Origin of the sequence: Noviherbaspirillum denitrificans, assembly GCF_002211445.1 — a bacterium.
GTDB lineage: Bacteria > Pseudomonadota > Gammaproteobacteria > Burkholderiales > Burkholderiaceae_D > Noviherbaspirillum > Noviherbaspirillum denitrificans.
This window is the reverse complement of the sequence record NZ_LSTO01000001.1, coordinates 146986-172842: the sequence shown is the minus strand read 5'-3', so window position 1 is coordinate 172842 and position 25857 is coordinate 146986. Positions and strand designations below refer to the sequence as shown.

17 protein-coding genes are annotated in these 25857 nt (G+C 59.6%); 11 read left to right on the top strand and 6 right to left on the bottom strand.

Translation table 11 applies throughout. From position 1 onward, the window contains the following. Together AYR66_RS29195 and AYR66_RS00835 are read right to left on the bottom strand one after the other, a co-directional pair. Positions 1-856 (bottom strand): DUF6311 domain-containing protein (locus tag AYR66_RS29195; protein WP_206047007.1); only part of this gene is annotated, 856 nt, incomplete at its 3' end. 105 nt (positions 857-961) lie between these two features. Further along, the gene (locus tag AYR66_RS00835; RefSeq protein WP_088705926.1) at positions 962-1723 is read right to left on the bottom strand and encodes a Crp/Fnr family transcriptional regulator; all 762 of its coding nucleotides are present in this window, start codon (positions 1721-1723) and stop codon (positions 962-964) included. A gap of 336 nt (positions 1724-2059) precedes the next feature. On the opposite strand from AYR66_RS00835, the gene AYR66_RS00830 reads away from it, so the two are divergent. The 7 genes from AYR66_RS00830 to AYR66_RS00795 all read left to right on the top strand — a co-directional run bounded on the left by AYR66_RS00830 (position 2060) and on the right by AYR66_RS00795 (position 13688). After that, positions 2060-3394, top strand: coding sequence for a FecR family protein (locus AYR66_RS00830; protein ID WP_088705925.1), 1335 nt, complete (start codon positions 2060-2062; stop codon positions 3392-3394). A 23-nt stretch (positions 3395-3417) separates the two neighbouring features. Then, positions 3418-5298 (top strand): CHASE2 domain-containing protein, encoded by a 1881-nt coding sequence (locus tag AYR66_RS00825; protein WP_088705924.1) that lies wholly within the window; start codon positions 3418-3420, stop codon positions 5296-5298. Positions 5299-5420: 122 nt separating this feature from the next. After that, positions 5421-6782 carry a tetratricopeptide repeat protein gene (locus AYR66_RS00820; protein WP_170942024.1) on the top strand — a complete coding sequence of 454 codons (1362 nt, stop codon included), beginning with the start codon at positions 5421-5423 and terminating at the stop codon, positions 6780-6782. Between the two features lie 736 nt (positions 6783-7518). Beyond that, on the top strand, positions 7519-10140 hold the full coding sequence (locus tag AYR66_RS00815; protein WP_170942023.1) for a DUF4214 domain-containing protein: 2622 nt from the start codon (positions 7519-7521) through the stop codon (positions 10138-10140). A gap of 133 nt (positions 10141-10273) precedes the next feature. Next, a complete protein-coding gene (locus AYR66_RS00810) occupies positions 10274-11809 on the top strand; it encodes a class I SAM-dependent methyltransferase (RefSeq protein WP_088705921.1) in 1536 nt (511 codons plus the stop codon). Between the two features lie 165 nt (positions 11810-11974). Further along, positions 11975-12763: a SapC family protein gene (locus AYR66_RS00805; protein WP_170942022.1), complete on the top strand. Its 789-nt coding sequence runs from the start codon at positions 11975-11977 to the stop codon at positions 12761-12763. Between the two features lie 139 nt (positions 12764-12902). Next, the gene (locus tag AYR66_RS00795) at positions 12903-13688 is read left to right on the top strand and encodes a nucleotidyl transferase AbiEii/AbiGii toxin family protein (RefSeq protein ID WP_206047006.1); all 786 of its coding nucleotides are present in this window, start codon (positions 12903-12905) and stop codon (positions 13686-13688) included. Positions 13689-14075: 387 nt separating this feature from the next. Here AYR66_RS00795 and AYR66_RS30535 read toward each other — a convergent pair whose 3' ends face one another. After that, positions 14076-14396, bottom strand: coding sequence for a hypothetical protein (locus AYR66_RS30535; protein WP_420093122.1), 321 nt, complete (start codon positions 14394-14396; stop codon positions 14076-14078). Here AYR66_RS30535 and AYR66_RS00790 point away from each other — a divergent pair. From AYR66_RS00790 to AYR66_RS00780, 3 genes are read left to right on the top strand one after another with little or no spacing between them, the layout of a single operon-like run. Further along, entirely contained in the window at positions 14292-16013 is a 1722-nt protein-coding gene (locus tag AYR66_RS00790) for a type I secretion system permease/ATPase (RefSeq protein ID WP_420093121.1), read from the top strand. The genes AYR66_RS30535 and AYR66_RS00790 overlap by 105 nt on opposite strands. A 4-nt stretch (positions 16014-16017) precedes the next feature. Further along, positions 16018-17367: an HlyD family type I secretion periplasmic adaptor subunit gene (locus AYR66_RS00785; RefSeq protein WP_088705918.1), complete on the top strand. Its 1350-nt coding sequence runs from the start codon at positions 16018-16020 to the stop codon at positions 17365-17367. A 2-nt stretch (positions 17368-17369) separates the two neighbouring features. Continuing rightward, complete coding sequence (locus AYR66_RS00780; RefSeq protein ID WP_088705917.1) at positions 17370-19166, top strand: TolC family outer membrane protein; 1797 nt, start codon at positions 17370-17372, stop codon at positions 19164-19166. An 89-nt stretch (positions 19167-19255) separates the two neighbouring features. On the opposite strand, the gene AYR66_RS00775 is transcribed toward AYR66_RS00780, so the two are convergent. Together AYR66_RS00775 and AYR66_RS00770 are read right to left on the bottom strand one after the other, a co-directional pair. Next, complete coding sequence (locus AYR66_RS00775) at positions 19256-19792, bottom strand: REP-associated tyrosine transposase (protein WP_088705916.1); 537 nt, start codon at positions 19790-19792, stop codon at positions 19256-19258. A gap of 109 nt (positions 19793-19901) precedes the next feature. Next, positions 19902-20753, bottom strand: a complete 852-nt coding sequence (locus tag AYR66_RS00770; RefSeq protein WP_088705915.1) for a sulfurtransferase — start codon at positions 20751-20753, stop codon at positions 19902-19904. A gap of 134 nt (positions 20754-20887) precedes the next feature. Here AYR66_RS00770 and dnaE point away from each other — a divergent pair, with 134 nt between their 5' ends. Next, positions 20888-24340: a DNA polymerase III subunit alpha gene (gene dnaE, locus AYR66_RS00765; RefSeq protein WP_088705914.1), complete on the top strand. Its 3453-nt coding sequence runs from the start codon at positions 20888-20890 to the stop codon at positions 24338-24340. Positions 24341-24436: 96 nt separating this feature from the next. Here dnaE and AYR66_RS28645 read toward each other — a convergent pair whose 3' ends face one another. Continuing rightward, positions 24437-25573 carry a DUF4214 domain-containing protein gene (locus AYR66_RS28645; RefSeq protein WP_170942021.1) on the bottom strand — a complete coding sequence of 379 codons (1137 nt, stop codon included), beginning with the start codon at positions 25571-25573 and terminating at the stop codon, positions 24437-24439. Positions 25574-25857 lie beyond the last annotated feature (284 nt).

Sequence of the window (25857 nt, the reverse complement as noted above, 5' to 3'; positions counted from 1 at the left end):
CCCCGCCGCAGAACGGCGTGTCCAGGTTGGCCGAGTAGTAGCCGTAGCCGAAGGTGGTCGTGCCGCCGTGCCCGAAATAGCCGAGCACATAGCCGACTGCCAGTATCGCCGCGATCGACAAAGCGAGCCGCAAGAACTGCGGCCGCCATCCCTCGCCATCCATTGCCTGCTCCGCGAGAAAGGCCAGGAACAGCGGATAGCAGAACGCAAAAAAATACGGATGCACCAGCAATCCACCCAAGGCCAGCGCCGCCAGCGCACTGCTGGCGGCATTGCTGCCCCATCTTCGTTGCCGACCAAGAAAGTACACCGCGAACGCCGCCAGGATGATTCCTTGCGTCATCAGCGACGGATGCCCGATCCGCCACAACAGCGCCGGCCAGGTCAGGGCAAGGAAGGCCGCGCACACTGCAGCGAGCAGATGCCGCGCGCCCAACGCACGGATCAGGAAAACCGCCGCCAATGCCTGCGTGAAGAAGGCCAGCGCATGCCACACCCCGAAGTAATGGAAGCCCGCCGGCAGCCACCGCGATATCGCCTTGAACACCAGCGCCGCAAGGGGAATGCTGTCGGTAAAGGCAATGTTGGCCCCCGACGGGTGGTTCAGGCGCTCCGTGAAGAGCAGCGGAAAACGCCACTCGTCGCGCACATAGAACAGCCAGCCGCCGACATGTTGCGACGCATCCCCGCTTTCGAAAAATGCGCCGTGGCCTGCAAGGAAGGAAAGCGGGAACAGGTAGGCAATGAAAACAATGGCCAGCAGCGCCGCTACGGCATAGCAAAGCGCCGGTGAGCGCTCATCGAGGAATGCGTCGCGGATTCGTTGCGAGCGGGAAGGCTGGAAGGCAAAGGCCATGGGCTGGTCATTGTTATGCTCCGGCCACCGTTGCGGCGGGCCGAAGGCGTGGGGCTGCACTATAACGCGCCCCGCGCTTCTTGCCAAACAGTCAGGCAGGCGGACTCACGCCGCCTTTTCGGAGGGCTCGGCCTTCTCGGACTTCTGGACTTTCTTTGCCGTGCCGTTGGACTGGGGCAGTTCTTCCAGTCCCACATTCGCCGCATTCTTGAGCTGGTCCGGGCGATGTACGATCAGGATCGCACCCTTCTTCTCGACGATGTTCATCTTCATCAGGGTATGCAGCGCGCGCGACACGGTTTCGCGGCTGGTGTTCACCATGATCGCGATCTCATGCTGCTTCGGCAGGCCTTCGATCACCTGGCTTCCCTCGTTGGTATCGCGGACGAACTGCTGCAGCTGCGCAAATACGCGCTGGAAGGCATTCGGAATGCTCAGCAGCGTGCGCTGGCGCGACGACGCGCGCACGATCTGCGCGAAATGGATCAGGAAGCGTTCCGCGATCAGCGGACGGTTGAAAATCAGTGCCTTTGCCTGCGCGGCGGGGAGGAAGGCGACCTCGGACGTCTTCACCGACACCACCGATGCCGACCGCGGCTGGCCGTCGATCACCGACAACTCGCCGAAATAGGCGCCCGGCGAAATGAAATGGATGCCGATTTCACGACCGTCCTCGGTCACGTCCACCACCTGCAGCTTGCCCTGCAACAGGAAAGCCAGGCCGTCGCCCGAATCACCCTTGCGCAGCACGATGTCATGGCTCAGGTAGGTACGGCTGCTCATCAGTCCAGCGACGGTCGTCAGCGTTTCCTGGTCAAGACCCTTGAACAGAGGAATGTTGGCGGCGGTTTCGATCGGGATGGGCATGTAGCGTCAGGTAACAGCAGCGGCGTATGCCGGTTGTAGCGGTAAAAATGCAATAACTTCAAGCAGTTGGACAACTTGTCGAACCTCAATTATTGCTCAAGCCTATCCTTTCCGGCCAATAATTTTTCCGCCGAAACCACGTAGGGTGGGTAGAGCGCAGCGAAACCCACCACAAACTGCAGTCAAAAAAAATAGAAAAACCATCAATTTCCTTGATTTTCTCGCAATTTCCCGCGTTCAAAACAACAATCCGGCCAAATATGCCCCCCGGCAATCCAATACTGTTATACTTTTTCCCCAAATATCGGCGTTTTTTGCGTGTAGAAGAGGGACAAGATGCAACCGGTCGTGTCGACTAGCTGGAAGAAGTTTGCGTTACTGGTCTGTATGACAGTGAGTTCCGCCTGCGCGCTCGCCGCCGATCTCGCCGGCTCGGTGTCCTTTGTCATTGGTGACGCCAGCGTCATCGGGGAAGACGGCAAATCGCACAATGTGGCGCGCGGCGACAACATCAACGCCGGCCAGGTGCTGGAGACCGGCACGACCGGCCACATCCATCTGCGCATGGTCGACGGCGCCTTCGTCAGCATCCGCCCGCAATCCCGCCTGCGCATTGAAGATTACAAGTACGACGCCGCCAACCCGGCCAACAACCGCATCAAGTTCGTGCTCGAAAAGGGCGTCGCGCGCAGCATCACCGGCCGCGCCGGCGAAGCTTCCAAGGAAAACTACCGCCTCAACACCCCGCTGGCCGCGATCGGTATTCGTGGCACCGACTTCGTGGTGCAGGCCGCCGCCGACATCACCCGCGTGACCGTCCAGAGCGGCGCCGTCGTCATGGCCCCGCTGGCCGCCGACTGCCTCGCCAGCACGCTCGGTCCCTGTAAATCCGCCGCCAGTCGTGTCCTGACCGCCGCCATGCGCGACGCCTATCTGGAGCTGCGCAACCGTAACGAAGCACCGTTGCTCGTGCCCGCCGAGAAGGCGCTCGAATCGCCGAACCTGCTCGCACCACCGCGTCCCGAAGAACCGCGTCCGGCAGCCGACAAGCAATCCAAGTCCAACTCCGGCCTCGATTCGCGCGACCCGATCCGCGAGGCAGCCGTCGACAGCATCAAGAACAAGGTGGATGCAGTAGCAGGTCCCACTGTTCCGGATACCGCCGTTCCCGCGCCCGCCCAGAAATTCTGGTGGGGCCGCTGGGCCAGCTACATCCAGCCCGGCCAGGAAAGCAGCAGCTTCGTCAATGCACTCGCACCCGGCCGCGAACTCGCGGTGGGCAATGAAGTCTTCGGCATCGTGCGTGAAGCCGGAACCATCTTCGTGCCCAACAGCGGTGTCGCGAAATTCCAGCTCGGCGACGCAGAAGCCTACATGATGGAAGGCAAGACCCTGACCGCTGCGCAGGTGACCTCGCCCAGCCTGACCATCGACTTCGGCGCCAAGCGTTTCGACACCTCGTTGACAGTCAACAGCAACGGCCACACCCCGGTCTCGGTGCAGTCTTCCGGACAGGTCACCTGGCAGGGCGAACTGCGGGCCGATGCCAATTCGACTGGAACCAAGCTGCAGGGCGCGCTGTCGACCGACGCCAGCCAGGCGGCCTACGTGTTCCAGCGTGACGTCACCAACAGCCTGAGCGTAGTGGGCGCGACTCGCTGGTACCGCTGATTTCCGCCGGCCACTGACGGCTGATGCTGCGGTACTTCCTGCTCGGCGTCTCGCTCTGCGCGGCCCTGATTGCTCCCTCCGTCTTCCCGGGTTTGTTCACCCGGGTTGACCACGCGCTCAATGACTGGCGCATCCGTTTTTCCATCCAGCCGAATCCCGAAGCCCGCCTTGTCATTGTCGACGTCGACGAGCGCAGCCTGTCCGAAGTCGGTGCATGGCCCTGGCCGCGCGATACGATCGCGCGCCTGCTCAAGACCCTGATCGATGATTACGGCGTCGCCGCGATCGCGGTCGACATGGTATTTCCCGAACAGCGCGCCAACGACGACGTGCTCGCCGAGCAACTGCGCCGGCCCGAGGTCACCGGCGCCGTCGTCTTCGACCTCGACCAGCGCAACCTCGCGGCGCTCAATTTCGTCCTTCCGCCAGCAGTGCCGGTGCGCGCCGAGCCCGGCGCACCCAAGGTGCGCGGCGTGCCGGTCGTGACCAATCATGCCGGATTGCTCCCCGGCCGCGTCGGCCACATCACCCCGATTTTCGATTCCGACGGCGCGGTGCGCAGATTGCCGCCGGTGGTCTGCTCCACGTCCGACTGCCGGCCCAGCCTCGCCCTTGCCACGTTTGCCGGCATGGTCGACAGCCCGCGCCTCAACATGCAGCGCGGAGCCGGCCCGTTTGCCCCGGCATGGGAACTGGCCATGCAGACCGACGACGGCGCCACGCTTGTCACGCTCCCGCTTGGCATCGACGGCACCATGATCGTTCCCTACCGCCACGCGCGCGACGACTGGACCTCGGTCTCCGCCACCGACGTCCTGCAGCACAAGCCGGATCCCGCCGTCCTCAAGGGCGTCGTCGTCCTCATGGGCGCGACCGCGTTGGGCCTGTCGGACGTGATCGCCACACCGCTCGGTCCCGTCGCCGCCGGCCTCGAGCCCCACGCCGAGATCCTCTCCGCGCTGCTGGATGGCGATTTCAGTTATGTGCCTTACTGGGGAATCACGCTCGACGGCGTGCTCCTGCTGCCCTTCGCCTTGTTGCTGGCCTTCCTGCTCGGACACGCCGACAAACCCGTTCAGCGCGCGGTGGTCTTCCCCGCGTGGCTCCTCTTCACCTGGGGCAGTGCCGCAACCGGTGCCATGGTCGCGCTGAAATCCTTCAACCTCCTGCTGCCGCTGTCGCCGCTGCTCGTCTTTCCCCCGCTCGCCGTCCTGCTGATCCTGTCCGCCGAGCTGTACCGGGCCGGCCGCGACCGCGCCGGCGTCATCGCGCTGCTCGCCGCCTACCTGCCGCGCCCGGTCGCCGACCGCCTCACTGCCTTCGGCCACCTGAATACCGCAGTCGACGCCTCGCGCCGTGAAATCACCGTCCTCTTCGCCGACATCCATGGCTTCGCCGGCCTCAGCGAAAACAGCACCCCTGAAGTCGTGGCCCGCCTCATGCAGCGCGTGTTCACCGACATGGCCGAAGCGGTGGTCAGCCAACAGGGCACGATCGACAAATTCATCGGCGACGCCGTCATGGCCTTCTGGAACGCCCCCGATGACGACTCCGACCACGCCGCCCATGCGCTCGCGGCCGCGCAGGACATCCAGCGCCGCATGGCAGCCCTTGCGCCCTTCTGCGAAGAGCTCGGCCTCCAGCCCATCAAGGTCGGCATCGGCCTCGAAACCGGCCTCGCGCTGGTCGGCAATTTCGGGTCCGCGCACCGCCGCACCTTCACGGCGCTCGGCGAACCGGTTATCCTTGCCAGCCGGCTTGAAGGATTGACCACAACTTACAACGAACCCATATTGATCGGCCACACCTGCGCCGAAGCGTTGGGAGCCGCGCCGCTGCGCGTCCTGGGCACCGTCCCGGTCCGTGGCCGCACGCAACCCGTCACGCTGTACTGCCCCAATTGATGAGCGACACGCCCGAAAACACAAGAATCGTAGGGTGGGTAGAGCGAAGCGAAACCCACCAACATGGCGAGACTGGAGCCACTGGTGGGTTTCGCTCCGCTCTACCCACCCTACGAGGTGCATTGATTGCGACCGCCATTGTCATCATGGCAGCCGCTGCCCCCGCGCACGCGCAATCAGCAGCACCCGTGCCATCCACCTCGCTCAACGGCATCGCCCCGGCCGACCTCGACGCCTACCCCGGCATCCGCGCCCATGTCGAACAAGGCAACTACGCCGAAGCCCTGTCTGCCCTGCAGGCAGTCCAGGCCGGCCACAGCGACGACCCGGCCTACTTCAACCTGCTCGGCATCCTGGCGCTGAAGCTCGCCGACTACGCCACCGCGGTCACCGCGCTCGAACGCGTCGTCCTTATGCAGCCCGACAATGCCGGCGCCTGGCTTGACCTCGCCATCGCCTCCGCCGAGACGGGCAATATCACCAGTGCGGCCGGCTACTTCGACTACGTCGAATCGCAATTCAACCCGCCGCCTTCGGTGCGGGTCGTCGTCTCGCGTTACCGTGCCCGCATGACGGCGCGCAGCAGCGAGTCGCCGTGGCAGTCGCATGTTGACTTCCTGTACGGCGTCGACACCAATGCCAACAGCGGCCTGCAAACCAGCGCCATTCCGCTGACCTTCGGCGCGGACCGGATCAACCTCATACTCGATCCCTCGTTCCAGGCGCGCACTGACCACTTCATGCAAGCCGGCGTCGGCACGCGTTACCGCACGCGTCTCGGCAGCAGTATTGCCGAACTGTCGGTAGGTGTGCGCAGCCGCGAGTACCTGCACGAAAAGAACTTCTCGACCATCAGCGCCAACGCCAGCGCCGGCCTCCACCGGGCAACCCTGCTGGGCGACGCCAGCGCATGGCTGCATCTGGAACGCCTCTGGCTGGGCGGCAGCTCGCTGCTGAACAACCTGCGCGCCATCGCCCAGATCGAGCGGCCCATGGAAGGCTGCCGCCTCGGCGGAAGCGCAGAACTGGAATGGCGGCGTTACACCACGCTCAAGACCCTCGACGCCAACGTCATCTGGGGACAGGGCGGCATCGCCTGCGACTGGAAAGCCGGCCAACTCCCTGTCCAGACCATCCTGATCGGCCGCGTCGGCTTCGACGACCCGACCGGACCACGTGCCGGCGGCCAGACCCGCCACAAGGAATTGATCGGCCAGGTCGGCATGCCCCTCGCATGGGGCGCCCGCGCCGACCTCAGCATGACCGTCGCCGAGGCGCGCGACGATGAGGGTTACAGTCCGCTGCTGGAACAGAACGCCGCCCGCACACTAGACCGCCACACCATCCGGTTTTCAGTCGTGGCACCGGTCAGTGCCGACATGGACCTGCAACTGCTCGCCGAGGACAACCGCTTCAAGTCGAACCTGGCCCTGTTCCGCCAAAGCGGCAAGAGCCTGAGCGTAGGCCTCCGCTACCGCTTCTGACCATAACAACAACCCGGCCCCGGTCAATCCCCAGGCCCGTAGGGTGGCGTAGAGCGAAGCGAAACCCACCTAAAGCCTGCATCTCGAACGCCCCGCAGTCTACGCCGCGCCACTCCGCAAATCGCCTCCAACAAGAATCAGTTCAAGTCGAATTTGGCGATCCCGTATCACCCCGCAAAAATGGAAGCGCTCCCGAACTACAGCTCAAGCAAGCCCAATACCTAGAGAAGTCATCCCGGCGAACGCCGGGATCCAGTGACATGAAGCATGAGCTGAAAGGCGCCAAGCCCCAATCTGCAACGAAAAGACAAGCAATGAGCCTAAAAACTTGCTTCCAGTCACCTAAAAAATACCCGTTGTTACGAAAATACGACGACTAGAAGCCGCAAGTTCCGCACAATCCACACTATTCTTTAGATTAATTTTTCATAAGCAATGAGTGGAAATGCGCGGTTTTCGCATTAAACCATTGCTCTTCTTAATCAAATCCCCACAAAACCGATTCCAAAACGCCACATCTGTTGGACTGTGACAACATTACTGCGTTAGAATCGCGTGCGTTGTACAAGCACCAATGTCCCACCGCGTGTTGTTTTTAGTCAAAAAAAGAATTGGTGTGACAGCCATCACATTTATTCTTTACCCGACTCAATACTATACGCAACAGCAACTAGCTGAAATTCAACAAAAGCTGGCTTCGCTGGGATTCTTAACTTTTCCTTTTGGGAGTTTTTACATGGCAATTACCACTCAAATGCGTACTGACGTTGCTAACCTGTACGTCGCCCTGTTTGGCCGCGCCCCTGAGCGTGACGGCCTGGGCTACTGGGTTAACCAACTCGACGCCGGCAAGACCGTTGCTCAAGTTGCACAAGAGATGTACAACACCGATCCGGCTCGTGCTACCTACCCGACGTTCCTGACGAACGAAGAAATCATCGGCCGTTTCTACACCAACGTCCTCGGCCGCACCGCTGACGCAGACGGCCTGGCATACTGGACCTCCAAGCTGAACGCTGGTGCAACCAAGGGTGCTGTGATCTCCGAAATGATCACCGCAGTTCGCAGCTTCGCTGGCACCGGCACCGATGCGACCTCGGTTGCTGCTCGTGACTCCAAGGCACTGTTCGAGAACAAGGTTACCGTTGGCCTGTACTACGCAGTTGAAAAGGGCGGCAACGACGTTACCGCTGCTACCAACATCCTCGTCGGCGTGACCAAGGATGCTGCTACCGTTGAAGCCGCCAAGACCGGCGCTTCCAGCGCAGTCGGCAAGAGCTTCACCCTGACCGTCAACCAGGACAGCGGCGCGAACTTCGTCGGTGGCACGGGCAACGACACCTTTACCGCTTCCGCAGCACAAGACGGCGCAGGTACGCTGACCAACACCCTGCAGAACGTTGACGTACTCGACGGCGGCGACGGTACCGACACCCTGGTTGCAACGCTGGCACAAGGTGCAACCGTTGCTTCCTCGATCAAGAACATCGAGAACCTGAACCTGCGCTTCGCAGCTGCTGGCGCAAAGATGGACCTGGCCAATACCACCGGCGCAACCGCCATCACCGTTGCTGACAGCACGACCGCTGGTGTTATCAACAACATCGGTACCATCGCCTCCCTGGCAATCAAGTCCCAGAACCAGAACGTGTCCATCGGCGGCACCGCTGGCTCCGCAACGACTCTGGCACTGAACCTGGACACGGTTGGTACCAGCACTGCTGCTATCACCCTTGACCTCGGTGTTGATAACGCAAGCAAGGCAACGACCGCAAACATCACTGCGAACAATGCTTTCGTTAAGGTTGACTCCACGAACGCTGACGTTCTCACGACCGCGACCATCGCTGCAACCGGCACCAATGCAATCAACTTCGCTGACAGCGCTGCGACGCTGACCTCGGTTACTGTTACTGGCGCTGGTTCCGTTGACCTGACTGGCACCGCACTGGCTGTTGCTACCAAGCTGGACGCTTCCGCTTCCACCGGCGCAATCAAGGCGACCCTGACCCAAGCTGCCAAGGCTGTGACCGTCACCACAGGCACCGGCAATGACGTGATCAATGCTTCTGCTGTTGCAACGGTCGGTTCGTCCGCTAATCTGGGTGCTGGTAACGACACCCTGTTCACGGGCGCGAACCTGGCAGCGTTCGACAAGGGCGCGAATGGCGGCGATGGCACCGACATCATCAACATCACCGACGGCTCCAAGCTGGATGCAACCACTTCGAAGTACATCACCAACTTCGAAACCCTGGACGTTTCCGGCGGCACGGGCAACTACGACGTTTCGCTGAACAGCTTTGCTACCGTCCAGATCGACGAAGCTATCGCTGGTGCTCTGGCTGGTGACGTTGACTTCAAGAACGCAGCAGATACGTTCACTCTGACCATCTCCAGCAAGGCAAAGACCAACGCTGACTTCGATGTCGTCAAGAACATCACTGTGACTGGCAAGGACTATACCGGCACGACCGCTAAGGGCGACGCAGAAACCTTCACCCTCGTTGCTCAAATGAATGACGCCAACAAGGATGACGCTTCTGACGGCAACATCAATGCGCAGACCGTCACTGTCGCTGGCGTTGAAAACCTGGTTGTTGATGCGAAGGTTGCTTCGACCGACGGTGGCGTCACTGGTGCGAAGTCTTCCGCCTACACCCTGACTGCCAAGTTCGTTGCTGCTGCTGCAGAAACCGTCACCATCAAGGGCGATGCCAAGGTTGACCTGTCCGGCGTGACGACGATCGGTGTTGTCAGCAAGATCGATGCTACCGCAAACACCGGCGGTACCAAGATCGACCTGTCCACGCACACCAAGTCGGTTGCGTTCACTGGCGGCGATGGCGTTGACACCTACGCTGGCTCCAAGGCTGGTGACATCGTCTACACCGGCAAGGGCGCTGACGCAGTGACCTTCATTGCTAACGCTACCGCAGCTGTACGTGACACCTTCGTCCTGAAGGCGGCAACGGATTCGCAAATCAGCGACACCAGCAAGGATGGCAAGGTTACCCTGGCTGCTGACACCGGTTTCGACTCCATCACCAACTTCAAGACCGGTGCTGCTGCAACTGACGACCGTCTCGACCTGACCAACTTCAACTTCTCCGGCGCACAACGCGGCGTGGTTGACGTCAACGTCAAGATCGCGACCACCGCAGTTGACCTGACCAGCATTGCTAGCCTGTTCAACGATCCGGCTGGTAACCGCGGTGTTGCAATCTCCCAGGCTGGTACCGGTGACACCTACGTGTTCATCGATGCCAACAAGGACGGTAACTTCACGGCTGCTGACGACATCGTCATCAAGCTGGCTGGTGTTGCTACCATCTCCGAGACCAACATCAACTTCTAAACTCTTCATGGGTGCTTCCGGTCAAAGCCGGAAGCAAGAAGTGGTCGAACCCCGCGTCCCATTTGGGATGCGGGGTTTTTCATTAGCGGACGCTTCGTTGTCTACACGCAAATTCTAGAAATTCGAGGAATACATGTCAGATTGGACCGCTGGTTACGTAGCCGACATTGGCTATACCTTTGGCTATTACACGGAACTTAACCCGCTGCGGTTGCGCCTGCCGTTATTGAGTTCCGGCTATGCGTTTCCCAATGTCGAGTCGGCTTGCGAGCTCGGCTTCGGGCAAGGGGTGAGTGTAAATATGCATGCAGCCGCATCGTCTATTGCTCATTATGGAACCGACTTCAATCCCGCCCAGGCGAATTTTGCCCAGGAACTTGCGCGGCAATCGGGGGCGCGGTTGCATCTGCATGACGAAGCGTTTGCAGAGTTCTGCAATCGCTCGGATCTTCCTGATTTTGACTATATCGGCCTGCATGGAATCTGGAGCTGGATCTCGGACGAGAACCGCAGCGTCATTGTCGATTTCATCCGGCGCAAGCTGAAAGTCGGTGGCGTCCTTTATATCAGCTACAACACCCAGCCTGGCTGGGCTGCCATGTTGCCCATGCGAGGCCTTCTCACCGAACATGCCCAAGTAATGGCCGCACCAGGGCAGGGGATCGTCAGTCGGATTGACAGTGCTCTCGATTTCGCTGAGCGGCTGCTGGCAACAGATCCGATCTTTGGACGGGTCAACCCGGTCGTGGGGGAACGAATCAAGCGCATGAAAGACCAGAACCGGAGCTATCTCGCGCACGAGTACTTCAATCGTGACTGGCATCCGATGACCTTTTCGAGAATGGCCGAGTGGCTGGCCGGTGCGAAACTCAACTTTGCATGTTCGGCACACTATGTTGATCACGTCGACGCGGTAAACCTGTCCACGGAACAGCAGGCGTTTTTGAAGGAAATTCCCGACGCCATGTTCCGTGAAGCAGTCAGGGACTTCATGTGCAATACGCAGTTCAGAAGGGACTATTGGATAAAGGGCGGACGCAGGTTGAATCCTGTCGAACGTGTTGAGGCTTTGAGGCAGCAGCAAGTCATCCTCGTCAATTCTCCTGAGAACGTTGAATTGAAGGTGAGCGGGTACATTGGCGATGCAACGCTGAATGAAGGAATCTATTGCCCCTTGCTGGAGGCGATGAGCGACCACAAGCCGAAAACCTTGAATCAACTTGAGCAGATGACCAAGGCCAAGGGACTGAGCCTCCCGCAGATACTTCAAGCTGTCATGATCCTTGTCGGCAAGAATGATCTGGCACCGGTTCAGGACGAGCTCGGCATTTCCAAGGCGAAGAAGCAGTGCGACAAGTTAAACGCGCACCTCCTGCAAGCGAGTCGCGGAAGCCATGATGTTGGATACCTTGCCGCTCCGCTTACTGGTGCGGCAGTTCCAGTCAATCGCTTTCAGCAAATGTTCCTGCTTGCGAAGAACAACGGACGCAAGTCGCCGGAAGAATGTGTCAAGTTCGCCTGGGAGTACCTTGAAAATCTTAATCAGCGTCTGACGAAGGAAGGAAAGGCACTCGAAACTCCGGAGGAAAACATCGCTGAACTCCAAAGGCAGGCCGTTGAATTCTTTGAGAAGCGCTTGCCGATTCTCAAGGCGTTAATGGTCACCTGAGAGCGGTAGGATTATTATCGATTTGGCCCGCAGCCTCCCTGCCGATTGAGTGTGCTTCAGAGGATGAAAGCAGGTCAAGCAAGGCAAGGTGGTGCGCGCGGCCAAGGAGAGTTTCGACATGCTTTCTCCGGTTATGAATGTCTTGCGGAACGTGTAAGGAATAACATGCCTAAATATCAAGCCATTTCCAAAACGACTTTCGGAAACAAGTTCTGGAGGCGTTATGACAGCTACGTATTTGCAGCCAAGGACCTTATTGCGCCGCTCGTCATGCAGGAGATCCCGCGAGCCCTGATGCACCTGCCCATAGGGTTCGTCAGACAAGGCGACCGGTATCAGCCCGTCGCCGTGCTGGGTTTCGAAACCGGGGAGAACCTGTTTGTTGCACAGGACGGACGCTGGTTGGCCGGCTACATTCCGGCTGCCTATCGAGGCTATCCGTTCCAGTTGGCGACTACACCGGATGGGGAGAAGGTGCTGGTTGTTGACGAGGAAAGTGGCCTCGTGAATGACGTTCAGGGGGAACCGTTTTTCGATAGCAATGGGAATCCAGCCAAATCGGTCACAGAGGTGCTCGGGTTCCTTATGCAGGTGCATGCCAACAAGGAGGCTACCGACCGCGTATGCGGAATACTGGCGGAACAACACCTCATTCAGCCGTGGCCAATTACGGTTCAGGAAGGAGCGGGGGAGCGTAAGATCGAGGGCCTGTATTGTATCGATGAGGCTGCGCTTAATGCGCTGCCATTGGAGTCCCTCGAGATAGTGCGTCGAGCAGGTGCGCTCCCTCTTGCCTACTGCCAGTTGCTCTCGATGCAGCACCTGCACAGCTTCAGCAAGTTGGCTGAAGCACGTGCGAAGACAGCCAGCGCATTTAACTCAACTATTGGCATTGATGAGCTTGATCTGGCGTTCCTGAACGACGGCGACACAATCAGATTCAGCGCAATTTAATTGCTGAGGCTGCCCAAAGGATAATTGACGGAGCTGCGGCCAGGTTGCCGCAATGGGATTTTCCGCAGCTCCGACTACCCCGGTTTTCCCGCAAAATGCCGTTGTTTGAAAACGATATATGCATGGGCATAATGGTTTTATGAAAGATGCGGACGACGCCTTCGTCATTGCGGATTTCCCCCAGCTCCGGCTAGTCGCATGGAATCGAAATCCACAAGATGCGATTACCGGTGAGGAGGCGCTCGACTTGTACGAAAGAAACTGGCGTTTCATTGACGAAAATGCCATGGAGCCTCACGAGCGTACTCTGTTGGACCGCCTCACCCGCCAATATGGCAACGGTATCTTGCTGTTTGACCGGCCCCATCACCAGCGCATCGCCCGATTCCTCGCATCGATTAACGCCGATTTTCTCGCCCAGTCAGGTTGCTACTTTGGCGGCGGGACGGCAATCGTGCTATTGCTCGGCGAGTACCGCGAGTCCGTGGACGTCGCCTTCCTGTGCAGTTCTATTGATGGTTATCGCGCATTGCGAACCACAATCACGAATACTTCGCTTGGCAACATCCTGTCACGTCCGGTTGAGCTGGCGCGTGAGGTGCGCGCGGACCGCTACGGCATTCGAACATTTGTGTGTGTGGACGGCATACCGATCAAGTTCGAAATCGTGTGCGAGGGCCGGTTTGACGTCAGCGGCAGTACGGATGTCGCCCTAGGCGTACCAACGTTATCGCGTGTCGATATGTATGCGGAAAAATTGCTCGCTAACGCCGACAGATGCACCGACCGTTCGGTTGCAAGTCGCGATGCCATTGACCTGGCAATGCTGATTGATCATTGGGGGGGCAATTCCCGACGAGGTTTGGGTCAAGACTCGCAGGGCATACGGTCAATCAATCGACACGGCCTTCAGCAAGGCAATTGAACTGGTAAGCGACCGGGACTACTTGGTGTCTTGCTTGCACAAGATGCATATGGACATGGCCTTGGCCGAGCGCATTCCTGATTTTTTGCGCTACTCTCAGCCTCCTGCGAAATGAGCGACAGGCAAATTGCCTGAGTTTCAGAGGACTATTCAACGCTTCTGACCGACTCAGCTATTTCTTGCGAAGAGTGTCCCGGACTCCCAGTGCGTCCAAAATGAAGTGCTATCTGAAAATCCCGGAATGCATAGTTATTTGGCAGTGAGTCGATATCAAGCCGCTTTTTGCCCGTTGCTACTCTCGACATTTCGCGCTGTTTGCCAAATTCCACCGGCAAAAAATCTAGTAAGCAAGATTGGCCTATGGTAAGCTTCAAAATGTGATTTGCGTCACATTTTTTTATTTGGAAGCGCGCCTACGAGCCATCCTTCGTCCGCGCCTGACTCCTTTCTTGTGCCTGCCGTCCCACGTTCGCAGGCCAGTGCCCGAAAGTCAAAATGAAACCGATGCTCCAGGTTCCCAAGAATGAAATTGCCCAAGCGCTCACTGGATTCAAGAGTGCATTCCGAACGGTAGGCATTTTCACGGCGATCATCAACCTGATCATGCTGATGCCGTCGATTTACATGCTGCAGGTCTACGACCGCGTATTGCCAAGCCGGAACGAAATCACGCTGCTGATGCTGACGTTCATGATGCTCGGGGCGTATGTGTTCATGAGCGCGCTTGAATATGTGCGGACATTCGTGCTGGTTCGCGTCGGCGCCAAGCTGGACATGCAGCTTAACAAGCGTGTCTATACAGCGGCTTTCGAACAGAACCTGAAGCGCGGCGGGACGAACGCGGGACAGGCATTGTCAGATCTGACGAACATTCGGCAATTCCTGACAGGAAATGCCCTGTTTGCTTTTTTTGATGCGCCATGGTTCCCGATTTACTTGCTGGTTATCTTTCTGTTCGAGCCGTCGCTCGGCGTGTTCGCCCTGATCGGCACCGCCATCCTGGTCACGCTCGCCTATGTGAATGAAAAGGTTTCGAAGAAGCCGCTCGCGGAAGCAAATTCCCTGGCTATCGCATCCTCCACGCTTGCGACCAACAATCTTCGCAATGCGGAAGTAATCGAGTCGATGGGCATGCTGCCCAACCTGATGAACCGGTGGCTGAGGATACATGGCCGTTTCCTTTTGTTGCAAGGAGAGGCCAGCGAAAAGGCCGGCGTGGTGACCGCAATCACCAAGTTCTTCCAGACCTCCCTGCAATCGTTGGTGCTTGGCTACGGTGCGCTGCTTGCGGTAGAAGGCAAGATCACACCCGGCATGATGATTGCCGCTTCGATCCTGATGGGTAAGGCGCTCGGTCCGGTCCAGCAGGTCATCGCTGTATGGAAGTCCTGGAGCAGCACCCGCAGCGCCTACGAACGTCTCACCAAGCTGTTGTCCGATAATCCGGCTCGGCAGGCTGGCATGACGCTTCCGAAGCCGCAGGGTGTGCTCGCCGTCGAGAGTGTCATGGCTGCGCCGCCCGGCGCGCAGGTTGCAGTGCTACGTGGCCTCACCTTCGGTATCCAGCCCGGCGACGCACTCGGTGTGATCGGCCCCAGTGGTTCCGGCAAATCGACCCTGGCCCGCCTGCTCGTCGGCGTATGGCCTGCCGCAGCAGGCAAGGTCCGCCTCGATGGCGCCGACATCTACCAGTGGAACAAGGACGAGCTTGGCCCGCACATCGGTTACCTGCCGCAGGATATCGAACTGTTCAGCGGCACGGTCAGCGAGAACATCGCCCGCTTTGGCGAGTTGGACTCCGAAAAGGTCATCGCCGCTGCCAAGCGTGCAGGCGTGCATGACATGATCCTGCATTTCCCGAAGGGCTACGACACTATTCTGGGTGACGGCGGCGCCGGCCTGTCCGGCGGTCAGAAGCAGCGAATCGGCCTGGCGCGCGCGTTGTATGACGATCCGTCGTTGCTGGTGCTGGACGAGCCGAATTCCAATCTCGACGACGTGGGTGAGCAAGCGCTTGTCGCTGCCATTCTCGATCTTCGCCGGCGCGGCAAGACAATCGTCCTGATTACACATCGCACCAGCGTTATCGGTGTGACTAACAAGCTGCTCCTGCTCCGCGATGGTGTGGCACAGATGTTCGGGCCGACGAATGAAGTGCTGAATGCATTGAACCAGCAAGCACAACAGGCACAGCAAGCGCAGCTTGCGCAACAGCAGGCAAAGGCGCAGGCAGATGCGCAGGCGCAAGCCCAGGCACAAGCACGCGCGCAGCAGGAAATGGCGGCAGCGCAAGCGACCGACGCACCGGCAGAAGCACAGGAATAAGCCCATGAAACTCTTGAACAACAAAGATGCAACGGAAGTAGTCACTCACGACGTAACGCCGCTTGAGGTGGACACGGACTCTTCGCGCTATTCGCGGCTGGGCTGGCTGATCGTCCTGCTTGGGGTGGGCGGGTTCCTGCTGTGGGCATCGTTTGCGCCACTCGACAAAGGTGTGCCGGCGAGCGGAACCGTGACGGTTTCGAGCAATCGCAAGGTTATCCAGCACCAGACCGGCGGAACCATTGAGGATATTCTCGTCAAGGAAGGCGATACCGTGAAGGCCGGGCAGCCCCTGGTACGCATGAACGAGATCCAGGCAAAGGCAAATGCTGAGGCTGCGCGCGTTCAGTACTATACGGCGCGCGCAATCGAGGCACGCCTGATTGCTGAACGCGATGGCAAGAAAGGCATTATTTTCCCGGACGAGTTAGTGAACGCAAAGGGCGACCTGCGCGTAACAAACTCTATCGCACTGCAAACCCAGTTGTTCATCTCGCGTCAGTCATCGCTGCAGAGCGAACTGGGCGCGTTGGATGAGTCGATTGCCGGCCTCAAGGCTCAGGTCAGCGGCCTGCAGGCTACTCTGGAAAGCCAGAAGCAGCAGCAGCAGATCCTGAAGGAGCAGCTTGAGGGACTGCGCGACCTCGCGAAGGATGGCTATATCGCCCGTAATCGCCTGCTCGACCTGGAGCGTACCTATGCCCAGGTAAATGGTGGAATCTCCGAAAACATCGGCAACATCAGCCGTTCGCAACGTCAGATCGCCGAACTCGGCCTGCGCCGCATGCAGCGCCAGCAGGACTATCAAAAGGAAGTGCGCACGCAGTTGTCCGACGTCCAGCGCGAAGCCGAAGCACTTGCCAACCGCCTGTCCAGCCTGGACTACGAGCTGACCAACGTGGTGGTGAGGGCGCCTGTCGATGGTACGGTCGTCGCCATGAATGTGTTCACGAAGGGTGGCGTCATTCCCGGTGGCTTCCGCATGATGGACCTGGTTCCGGCAGACGACCCGCTGGTCGTTGAAGCGCAATTGCCGACGCACTTGGTCGACAAGGTGCACAAGGACTTGCCGGTCGAGCTCCTGTTCGCTGCATTCAACCAGAACAAGACACCGCACATTCCAGGCGTGATCACGCAGGTGTCCGCCGACAAGTTGAGCGATGAAAGAACCGGCATGCCGTATTACAAGCTCAAGGCCCAGGTGACCCCGGAGGGCAAGAAACTGCTCAAGGACCTGCAGATCCGTCCCGGTATGCCCGTGGAAGTTTTCATCAAGACTGGTGAGCGCACCATGATGAGCTACTTGCTGAAGCCGATCTTCGACCGTGCACATTCGTCCCTGAGCGAGGAGTAAGCGTGGCGACGACGATCAAGAAGCGGATGATCGCATCCGCAGTGGCAGCGGTGTGGCTGTTGCAGTCGCTACCCGTCTCCGCGATGGGCCTGGTGGAGGCATACGAAGCCGCCCTGCAGAATGATCCGCTATACCGCTCTGCCGTCCATGACAACGAGGCCGGGCAGCAGAATCGGGAGCTGGGACGCTCGAACCTGTTGCCTTCGCTGGCTGCCAGCTATTCGACCAGCAAGAACAAGGCGGACATTACGCAGCCGGATTTTTTCGGCAACCAGAACACGACGCATCCAGAATACACAAGTACTTCCGCTGGCGTGAACCTTCGTCAGACCCTGTTCAATCTCGATGCCTATGCGCGTTACAACCAAGGTATCGCACAGTCAAATTACAGTGAAGCCTTGTTCACGGCACGCGGACAGGACCTGGTGATCCGGCTCGTCTCCGCGTATGCCGACGCGAAATTTGCCGAAGACCAGCTGGCGCTTGCGACCATCCAGCGCGATGCCTTCGCCGAGCAGCGTCAGGTCAACGAGCGCATGTTCCAGAAGGGCGAGGGTACCCGGACCGACATGCTGGAAACGCAGGCACGTTACGATCTCGCCGAGGCGCAGTTGCTCGAGGCGCGCGACAACCTGATCAATGCGCGCAATTCGCTTGCCGCCATGGTCGGCGTCGACGTGACGCAGCTGGATCAGTTGTCGGATGACTTCAAGGTCAAGCCGATGCAGCCTTCCGGTTTCGAGGAGTGGAAGGCAATCGCGCTTGAGCGCAACGCAGAAATCGCGGCAGCGCGCTACCAGGTGGAGACCGCGGAGCAGGAGATCAAGAAGCAGCGTGCGGGCCATGCGCCACGCGTCGACTTTGTGGCGGGATTCAACAAGGCCAGTTCGGAAACCCTCACCACCCGCAACCAGGACTCGACCGTGAAGAGCCTCGGTGTGCAGGTAAACATTCCGCTGTATTCGGGCGGCGCGGTGAGCGCGCTGACGACCCAGGCGGTCGCCAACCACCAGAAGGCGAAGTCCGATCTCGATGCGAAGACCAACCAGGTGCTGGTGGAGTTGCGCAAGCAGTACCACCTGGCGCAAAGCAGCGCATCCCGCATCGAGGCATTGGTGAAGTCGGTGGATTCCGCCCGTTTGCTCGTGCAGGCAACACAGCAGAGCGTCAAGGGTGGTGTGCGCATCAACCTCGACGTGCTCAATGCGCAGCAGCAGTTGTACATGGCGCAGCGTGACCTTGCGCAGGCACGTTACAGCTACCTGGTGAGCTATCTCCGCCTGCGGTTTGCCGCCGGCACGCTCAATGCGGAGGACCTGCATACCGTGGCGGGATACTTCGTGAAGGGTGGCGGCAACCTGCTGTCGGAGAAGCCGGTGCGTATCATGGCGAAGGCGTATGCGGTGCAGCCCGCTGCTTCCACTCCTGTGATGGCTCAACCTTCGGCTCCTGCCGACTCCACAAAGGACGATGTATTGAAATTGGTGCAGCGCTGGGCACAGGCCTGGAGTGCGCAGGATGTGGATGCCTATCTCGGGTTCTACGCCGGCGATTTCCAGACGCCGAAGAAGCAGGCGCGTGATGTCTGGGCGAAGGAACGCGAAACCCGTATCAAGGGCAAGTCGCGGATCGCGGTGAAGGTGGAGTCGCCTACCGTGAACGTTCAGGGCGAGACTGCGACGGTGGCGTTCCGCCAGGTTTACCAGTCCGATGGGTTGTCGCAGGTGACGCAGAAGTCGCTCGTGCTGGCCAGGCAGGGCGGGGAGTGGAAGATTCGGCAGGAGACTAGCGGGGGATGAGTGTGCTTGGTGGGTTTCGCTGCGCTCTACCCACCCTACCGTCCTTTATAAAGAATCGTAGGGTGGGTAGAGCGAAGCGAAACCCACCATCATCCCCGCTCCCCAAACCTTCCCTCCACCGCATCCACGCACCCGCCCCAATCCACCGGTAACAGCCCTTTCTTCACATACCGGTGAAACGACGAATACCCCCAATCGCGCGCCATCCGTACCAACCCATGCTTGACCGGGTTGAAATGGATGTAATCGACGTGCCGCTCGAAATCCTCGTCATCCCGAATCGTATGTTCCCAGTAGCGCCGCTGCCAGAGGCCGCGTTCGCCTTTGCCTGAGCGGCTTGGGGAGCGCGTTTCTCCTGCCGGGATGTTTCGGGAAAAGTGTCCCTTGATCAGGCGCCAGCGTGTGGCGTAATCAGCATCTCCAGGCGGGAGTGTCCAGATTGCATGCAGGTGTTCGGGGAGGACGACGATGGCGTCGACTTCGAATGGATGGCGTTGTTGGGTGTAGCGGAAGGCTGCGCGCAACGTCTCGACGTGGGTAGTGAGTAATGCGCTGGAGCGGTCGAGCAGGGTGACGGTGAAGAAATAAGTGGCGCCGGGGATGATGTTGCGGCGGTAGGTGGGCATTGTTGTTCTTTATGTGTTTGGTGGGTTTCGCTGCGCTCTACCCACCCTACGATTCTTTATAGGGGACGGTCGGGTGGGTAGAGCGAAGCGAAACCCACCATCCCATCGACTACTCCCGCACTGCCTTCCTGCAATGCGGGCACGACTCGCCCGGAATGTAATACGGCGACAACTGCTCCCTCGGCGTGACCACCGCGCGGCACGCAAAACACTGCTTCGTGTCCGTCGCCTCCAGCTTCGGGTTCAGCGCCGTCCGGTAGTCGAACACGAAGCAATCCCCCGTGTAGTGGGCGCCGCCCACTTCCTCGAAATACTTCAGGATTCCTCCTTCCAGCTGGTACACGCTGTCGTAGCCGACGTTCTGCATGTGGATCGCTGCCTTTTCGCAGCGGATGCCGCCGGTGCAGAAGGTGACGACGGTCTTGCCGGCGAGTTCTTCCTTGTGCTGTTCGACGACCGCGGGGAATTCACTGAATTTTTCGATGCGGTAATCGAGCGTGTCCTTGAAGGTGCCGACGTCGACTTCAAAGGCGTTGCGGGTGTCCATCATCACCACCGGTTTGCCGTTGTCGTCGTGGCCCTGGTCGAGCCAGCGCTTGAGCGTTCTGGCATCGACCGCCGGGGCGCGTCCGTCTTCCGGGCGGATCAGCGGGTTTTTCATGGTGATGATTTCGCGCTTGAGCTTGACCAGCATCTTGGTGAAGGGCTGGCGGTCGTAATAGCTCTCCTTGACTTCGATGTCGGCGAAGCGCACGTCGGCGCGCAGCCATGCGAGGAAACGGTCGATCGGTTCGCGCAGGCCGGCGAGGAAAAGGTTGATGCCTTCCGGGCTGAGCAGGATGGTGCCTTTCAGGCCGAGTTCTTCGCACAGCGCGCGGAATGCCGGGCGCTTTTCGACCGCGTCGTCGAAGGTAATGAATTTGTAGGCGGCGATGTTGATGTAGGTGTTGCTGGGTTGCATGGCGTCGAAACGTAAGTCTTTGATTTGCCGTCATTATATACGTGATCTTGTCGGACGGATTCCTACGTGTGGCGCCTTGCAAAATTGCTTTTCGCTTGCCCGACGGAAGCGGGTCGGCACTGTAAAATAGCGCGATGAGCACTCCGCAATTTGTCCACCTCCGACTCCATACCGAATACTCCATCGTCGACGGCCTCGTTCGTGTCGACGACGTCGTCAAAGCCGCGGCCAAGGACAGCCAGCCGGCGATGGCGATCACCGACCTTGCCAACCTGTTCGGCATGGTCAAGTTCTACAAGGCGGCGCGCGGCAAGGGCATCAAGCCGATTGCCGGCTGCGATGTGTGGATCACCAACGATGACGACCGCGACAAGCCGTCGCGCCTGCTGTTGCTCTGCAAGAACCGCACGGGTTATCTGCAGATGTGCGAATTGCTGTCCAAGGCCTGGCTGACGAACGTGCATCGTGGCCGTGCGGAAATCCGTGCCGAATGGCTGGAGAACGGCGCGGCGAGCGAACTGATCGCCCTGTCGGGCGCGCATTCGGGCGACGTCGGCATCGCGATCGACAACGGCAACCCGGCGCTGGCGGAGAAGTGCGCCGAGCGCTGGATGGCTATCTTCCCGAACCATTTCTACATCGAGGTGCAGCGCTACGGCCAGCCCAACATGGAGAACCATGTGCGGCAGGCGGTGGCGCTGGCGGGTAAGCTGAAGCTGCCCGTGGTGGCGACGCATCCGACCCAGTTCCAGACGCAGGAAGAATTCATCGCGCACGAGGCGCGCACCTGTATCGCGGAAGGCGAGATCCTTGCCAATCCGCGCCGCGTGAAGCGTTTCAACGAGGCGCAGTGCTTCCGCACGCAGGCCGAGATGGCCGAGGCGTTCGCCGATATGCCGGCGGTATTGCAAAACTCGGTGGAGATTGCCAAGCGCTGCAACCTGCAGCTTGAACTCGGCAAGCCGAAGCTGCCGCTGTTCCCGACACCGGATGGCATGTCGCTCGACGACTTCCTCGTGCAGGAAGCGAAGAACGGCCTGGAAGAGCGCCTGCTGCAATTGTTCCCGAACGAGGAGAAGCGCGAGAAGGTGCGCCAGCGCTACGAGGAGCGGCTGAAGTTCGAGACCGACACCATCATCAAGATGGGCTTCCCGGGCTACTTCCTGATCGTGGCGGACTTTATCCAGTGGGGCAAGAACAACGGCGTGCCTGTCGGGCCGGGCCGCGGCTCGGGTGCGGGCTCGCTGGTCGCGTATGCGCTGAAGATCACCGACCTCGATCCGCTCGAATACAACCTGCTGTTCGAACGCTTCCTGAATCCGGAACGCGTCTCGATGCCTGACTTCGATATCGACTTTTGCCAGGAAAACCGCGACCGCGTGATCCAGTACGTGAAGGACCGCTACGGCCGCGATGCGGTATCACAGATCGCGACCTTCGGCACGATGGCGGCGAAGGGCGCTGTGCGCGACGTGGGCCGCGTGCTGGACATGAGCTATACCTTCTGCGACGGCGTGTCCAAGCTGATTCCGTTCAAGCCGGGCAAGCAGGTGTCGATTGCCGAGGCGATCGAGGAAGAGCCGCTGCTCAAGGAGCGCCTCGAGAACGAGGAAGAGGTCAAGCAGCTGCTCGACCTCGCGCAGCAGGTCGAAGGCATCACGCGAAACATCGGCATGCACGCCGGCGGCGTGCTGATCGCGCCGGGCAAGCTCACCGATTTCTGTCCGCTGTACACGCAGGGCGGCGATGCGGGCGTGGTGTCGCAGTACGACAAGGACGACGTGGAAGCTGTCGGCCTGGTGAAGTTCGACTTTCTTGGTTTGACCACGCTGACGATCCTGGATCGCGCGGTGAACTACATCAAGATGCTCGACCCGGCGCAGAAGGACTTCGACCTGGCCAAGCTGCCCTTGAACGACAAGGCGTCCTACGAGCTGCTGACCAAGGCGAAAACCGTCGCCGTGTTCCAGCTGGAAAGCCGCGGCATGCAGGGCATGCTGAAGGATGCGCGTCCCGACCGCTTCGAGGACATCATTGCGCTGGTGGCGCTGTATCGTCCGGGCCCGATGGACCTGATTCCCGACTTCTGCAAACGGAAGCACGGCGAAAAGTTCGAGTACCCCGACCCGCGTACCGAGGGCATCCTCTCCGAAACCTACGGTATCATGGTGTACCAGGAGCAGGTGATGCAGATGGCGCAGGTGATCGGCGGCTACTCGCTCGGCGGCGCGGACTTGCTGCGCCGCGCGATGGGCAAGAAGAAGCCGGAAGAGATGGCGGAACACCGCCTGATCTTCCGCGACGGCGCGGCCAAGAACGGCCTGACGCAGGAAAAGGCCGACGAGATCTTCGACTTGATGGAGAAGTTCGCGGGCTACGGCTTCAACAAGTCGCACGCGGCCGCATATGCGCTGCTGTCTTATCACACCGCCTACCTGAAGGCGCACCATCCCGCCGCGTTCATGGCAGCCAACATGTCGCTGGCCATGGACGATACCGACAAGATCAAGATCCTCGTCGAGGACGCGATCGACATTTGCAAGCTGAAGCTGCTGCCGCCGGACATCAACCAGTCGCAGTACCGCTTCGTGCCGGTGGGCGAGCCGGGCAAGAAGGCGACGCAGATCCGCTACGGTCTTGGCGCGGTGAAGGGCTCGGGCCAGAACGCGATCGAAGCGATCATCGCCGCGCGCGAGTCGGGCGGGCCGTTCACTGACCTGTTCGATTTCGTCAAGCGCGTGGACAAGAAGCAGATCAACCGCCGTACGGTCGAAGCGCTGATCCGCGCGGGCGCGATGGATTGTTTCGGCGTCGACCGCGGCATCATGATCGCGTCGGTCAACTTTGCGATGGAATGCGCGGAGCAGGCGCATGCGTCGGCCAACCAGGTCAGCCTGTTCGGCGGCGACGACAGCGACATGGAACCGCCGCCGGAATACGTGAAGGCGCCGGCGTGGAGTGACAAGCAGCGCCTCACCGAAGAAAAGCTGGCACTCGGCTTCTACCTGTCGGGCCACCTGTTCAATTCCTACGAGGGCGAGGTGCGCAAGTTCATCAAGACCAAGCTGATCAATCTCGAGCCTTCGCGCGATCCGCGCCTGCTGGCCGGCATCATCAGCGGCGTGCGCGTGCAGATGACGCAGCGGGGCAAGATGGCGATCGTCACGCTGGACGACGGTACGGGTGCGGTGGATGTCACGGTCTACAGCGAACTGTTCGAAGCCAACAAGCAGTTTTTCAAGGACGATGAATTCCTCGCGGTACTGGGCAAGGTGTCGGAAGACCGCTTCAACGGCGGCGTGCGCATCACTGCGGAAAAGGTGATGGATATCGCGATGGCGCGCGTGCAGTTCGGCAAGCAGTTTGCGTTCTCGCTGACAACGCGGCTGGATGCGGCGCAGATGAAGAGCATCCTCGCACCTTATCGCTCAGAGAACGGGTTGCCGCTGATGATGCGCTATGCGCAGGAGGGCGTGGGGGCCTGCGAAATTCGGCTGGCGGATGACTGGCGGGTGGCGCCGGCGGATGGATTGAAGCAGATTCTGTTCGAGAAGCTGGGGGTGCAGGGCGCGACGGTGGAGTATTGATTGCGCGATACCCGTGTGCCACATGACGGCGGGTTCGCTCCAGCCTCCCGGTAACGCGGAAAGTGGAGCAACCCTTTCTTCAGCTTACTTCACGGACTAGAGCGCGAGCTGCGCGTCGCTTAATCCGATCAGTTGAATTGCCTTCTGGTTGTCGGTGGCCGTGACGGCTGCGGCAATATTCATTCCCTCCGAGATCGACGCCTCCGCCGTATTGAACGAGATGCCGTATTGAACCGCGAACTTGTCGGCGACAGCCGCCTTGTTGTCGAGGAGGTTGGCAACCCAGCCCCAGGTTGCATCACCTTTGAAGGTGTGCGCGGACGACAGGATGCTGCTGACCAAGGTTCCCTTGGTTTCAGCGCCGGATGCCAGCGCCTTGGTCCAATAATCCAGCCCGCCTGCGTCCGCTCCATCGCTGCGGCCGAGGACGTTCTTGTAAACGACGTTGATGAAAGCGGCGTCGCTCATATTGGCGGAGAACCCGGTCAGGCTCGAGAACTGCACGCCTGCGCTGTAGAACGACTCGGCGATCTGCTTGATCGAAAGGCCGCCCTTGAACTGCCCGATCCAGTATTCGAGCCCGTCCGCGTCCGGGACGCGGTTGAAGAATGCGACATAGAGTTCCTGCAGCATTTTCAGGTCGGATGCCGCGATGCTCGAGGCAACGCTCTTGACAGACAGGCTGATGCTCTTGTCCGCGAACTTCACTTTCTCGACATTGACCAGCGTATCGGTGCCGTCGGACTGGCCCGAAACGGTGTAGCCATTGGCCGTCCTCGCCAGCGTGTAGCTCGACAGGTTTCCGGCGTAGGTCGCGGTATCAACCCCTGTGCCGCCGTCGATGACATCGTTGCCTGCGCCGCCATTCAGTGTGTCATCCCCACCGAAGCCTTTGAGGGCTTCATTGCCCGCAGCGCCTGAGATAGTGTCGTTGCCGCGCAACCAGTACGCGACTTCGCTTTGAATGCCCGGCTGTTCTCCGCCGTATCCTGTGTCGTACACGTTCACTGAACCGTTGACGGAGATCCCCGAAAAGTTGAAGGTGGATTGCCCGTTCTTTTGAAAAAGCACTGCCGATACATCGCCCCCGACCCAGTCGCCGTCCGTGTTGTAAACCAGTCCGTTGCCGGTCGCAGTGATGGTGAGGCCCGTGCTGTCAGTGACGGAAAACCCTGCTGCAGTTTGCGTGTGTGCGACGATTTTCGAGTCATCCACGTCCGGGATGGCACTCATGTTTGCGTTTGTACCTAAGACTACTGAGCCCATTGTTTTCTGATCCGTAAAGTTGAAGTAAGAGTGGTCTTCGGGTCCGGTTACTACTTTTGGTATGTCCAGCCGAGCGAGTCTATTTGTCAACTTTACGTCGGGCAATACAGAAAATATGGGATTGACAGCCTGCTCACTAATTGATCTGTCTCAAGATGGCGGGTTGTGCAGTTTTTGTAGGGTGGGTAGAGCGAAGCGAAACCCGCCATGCGCTCCAGATGCGGTAGATGGTGGGTTTCGGTTCGCTCTAC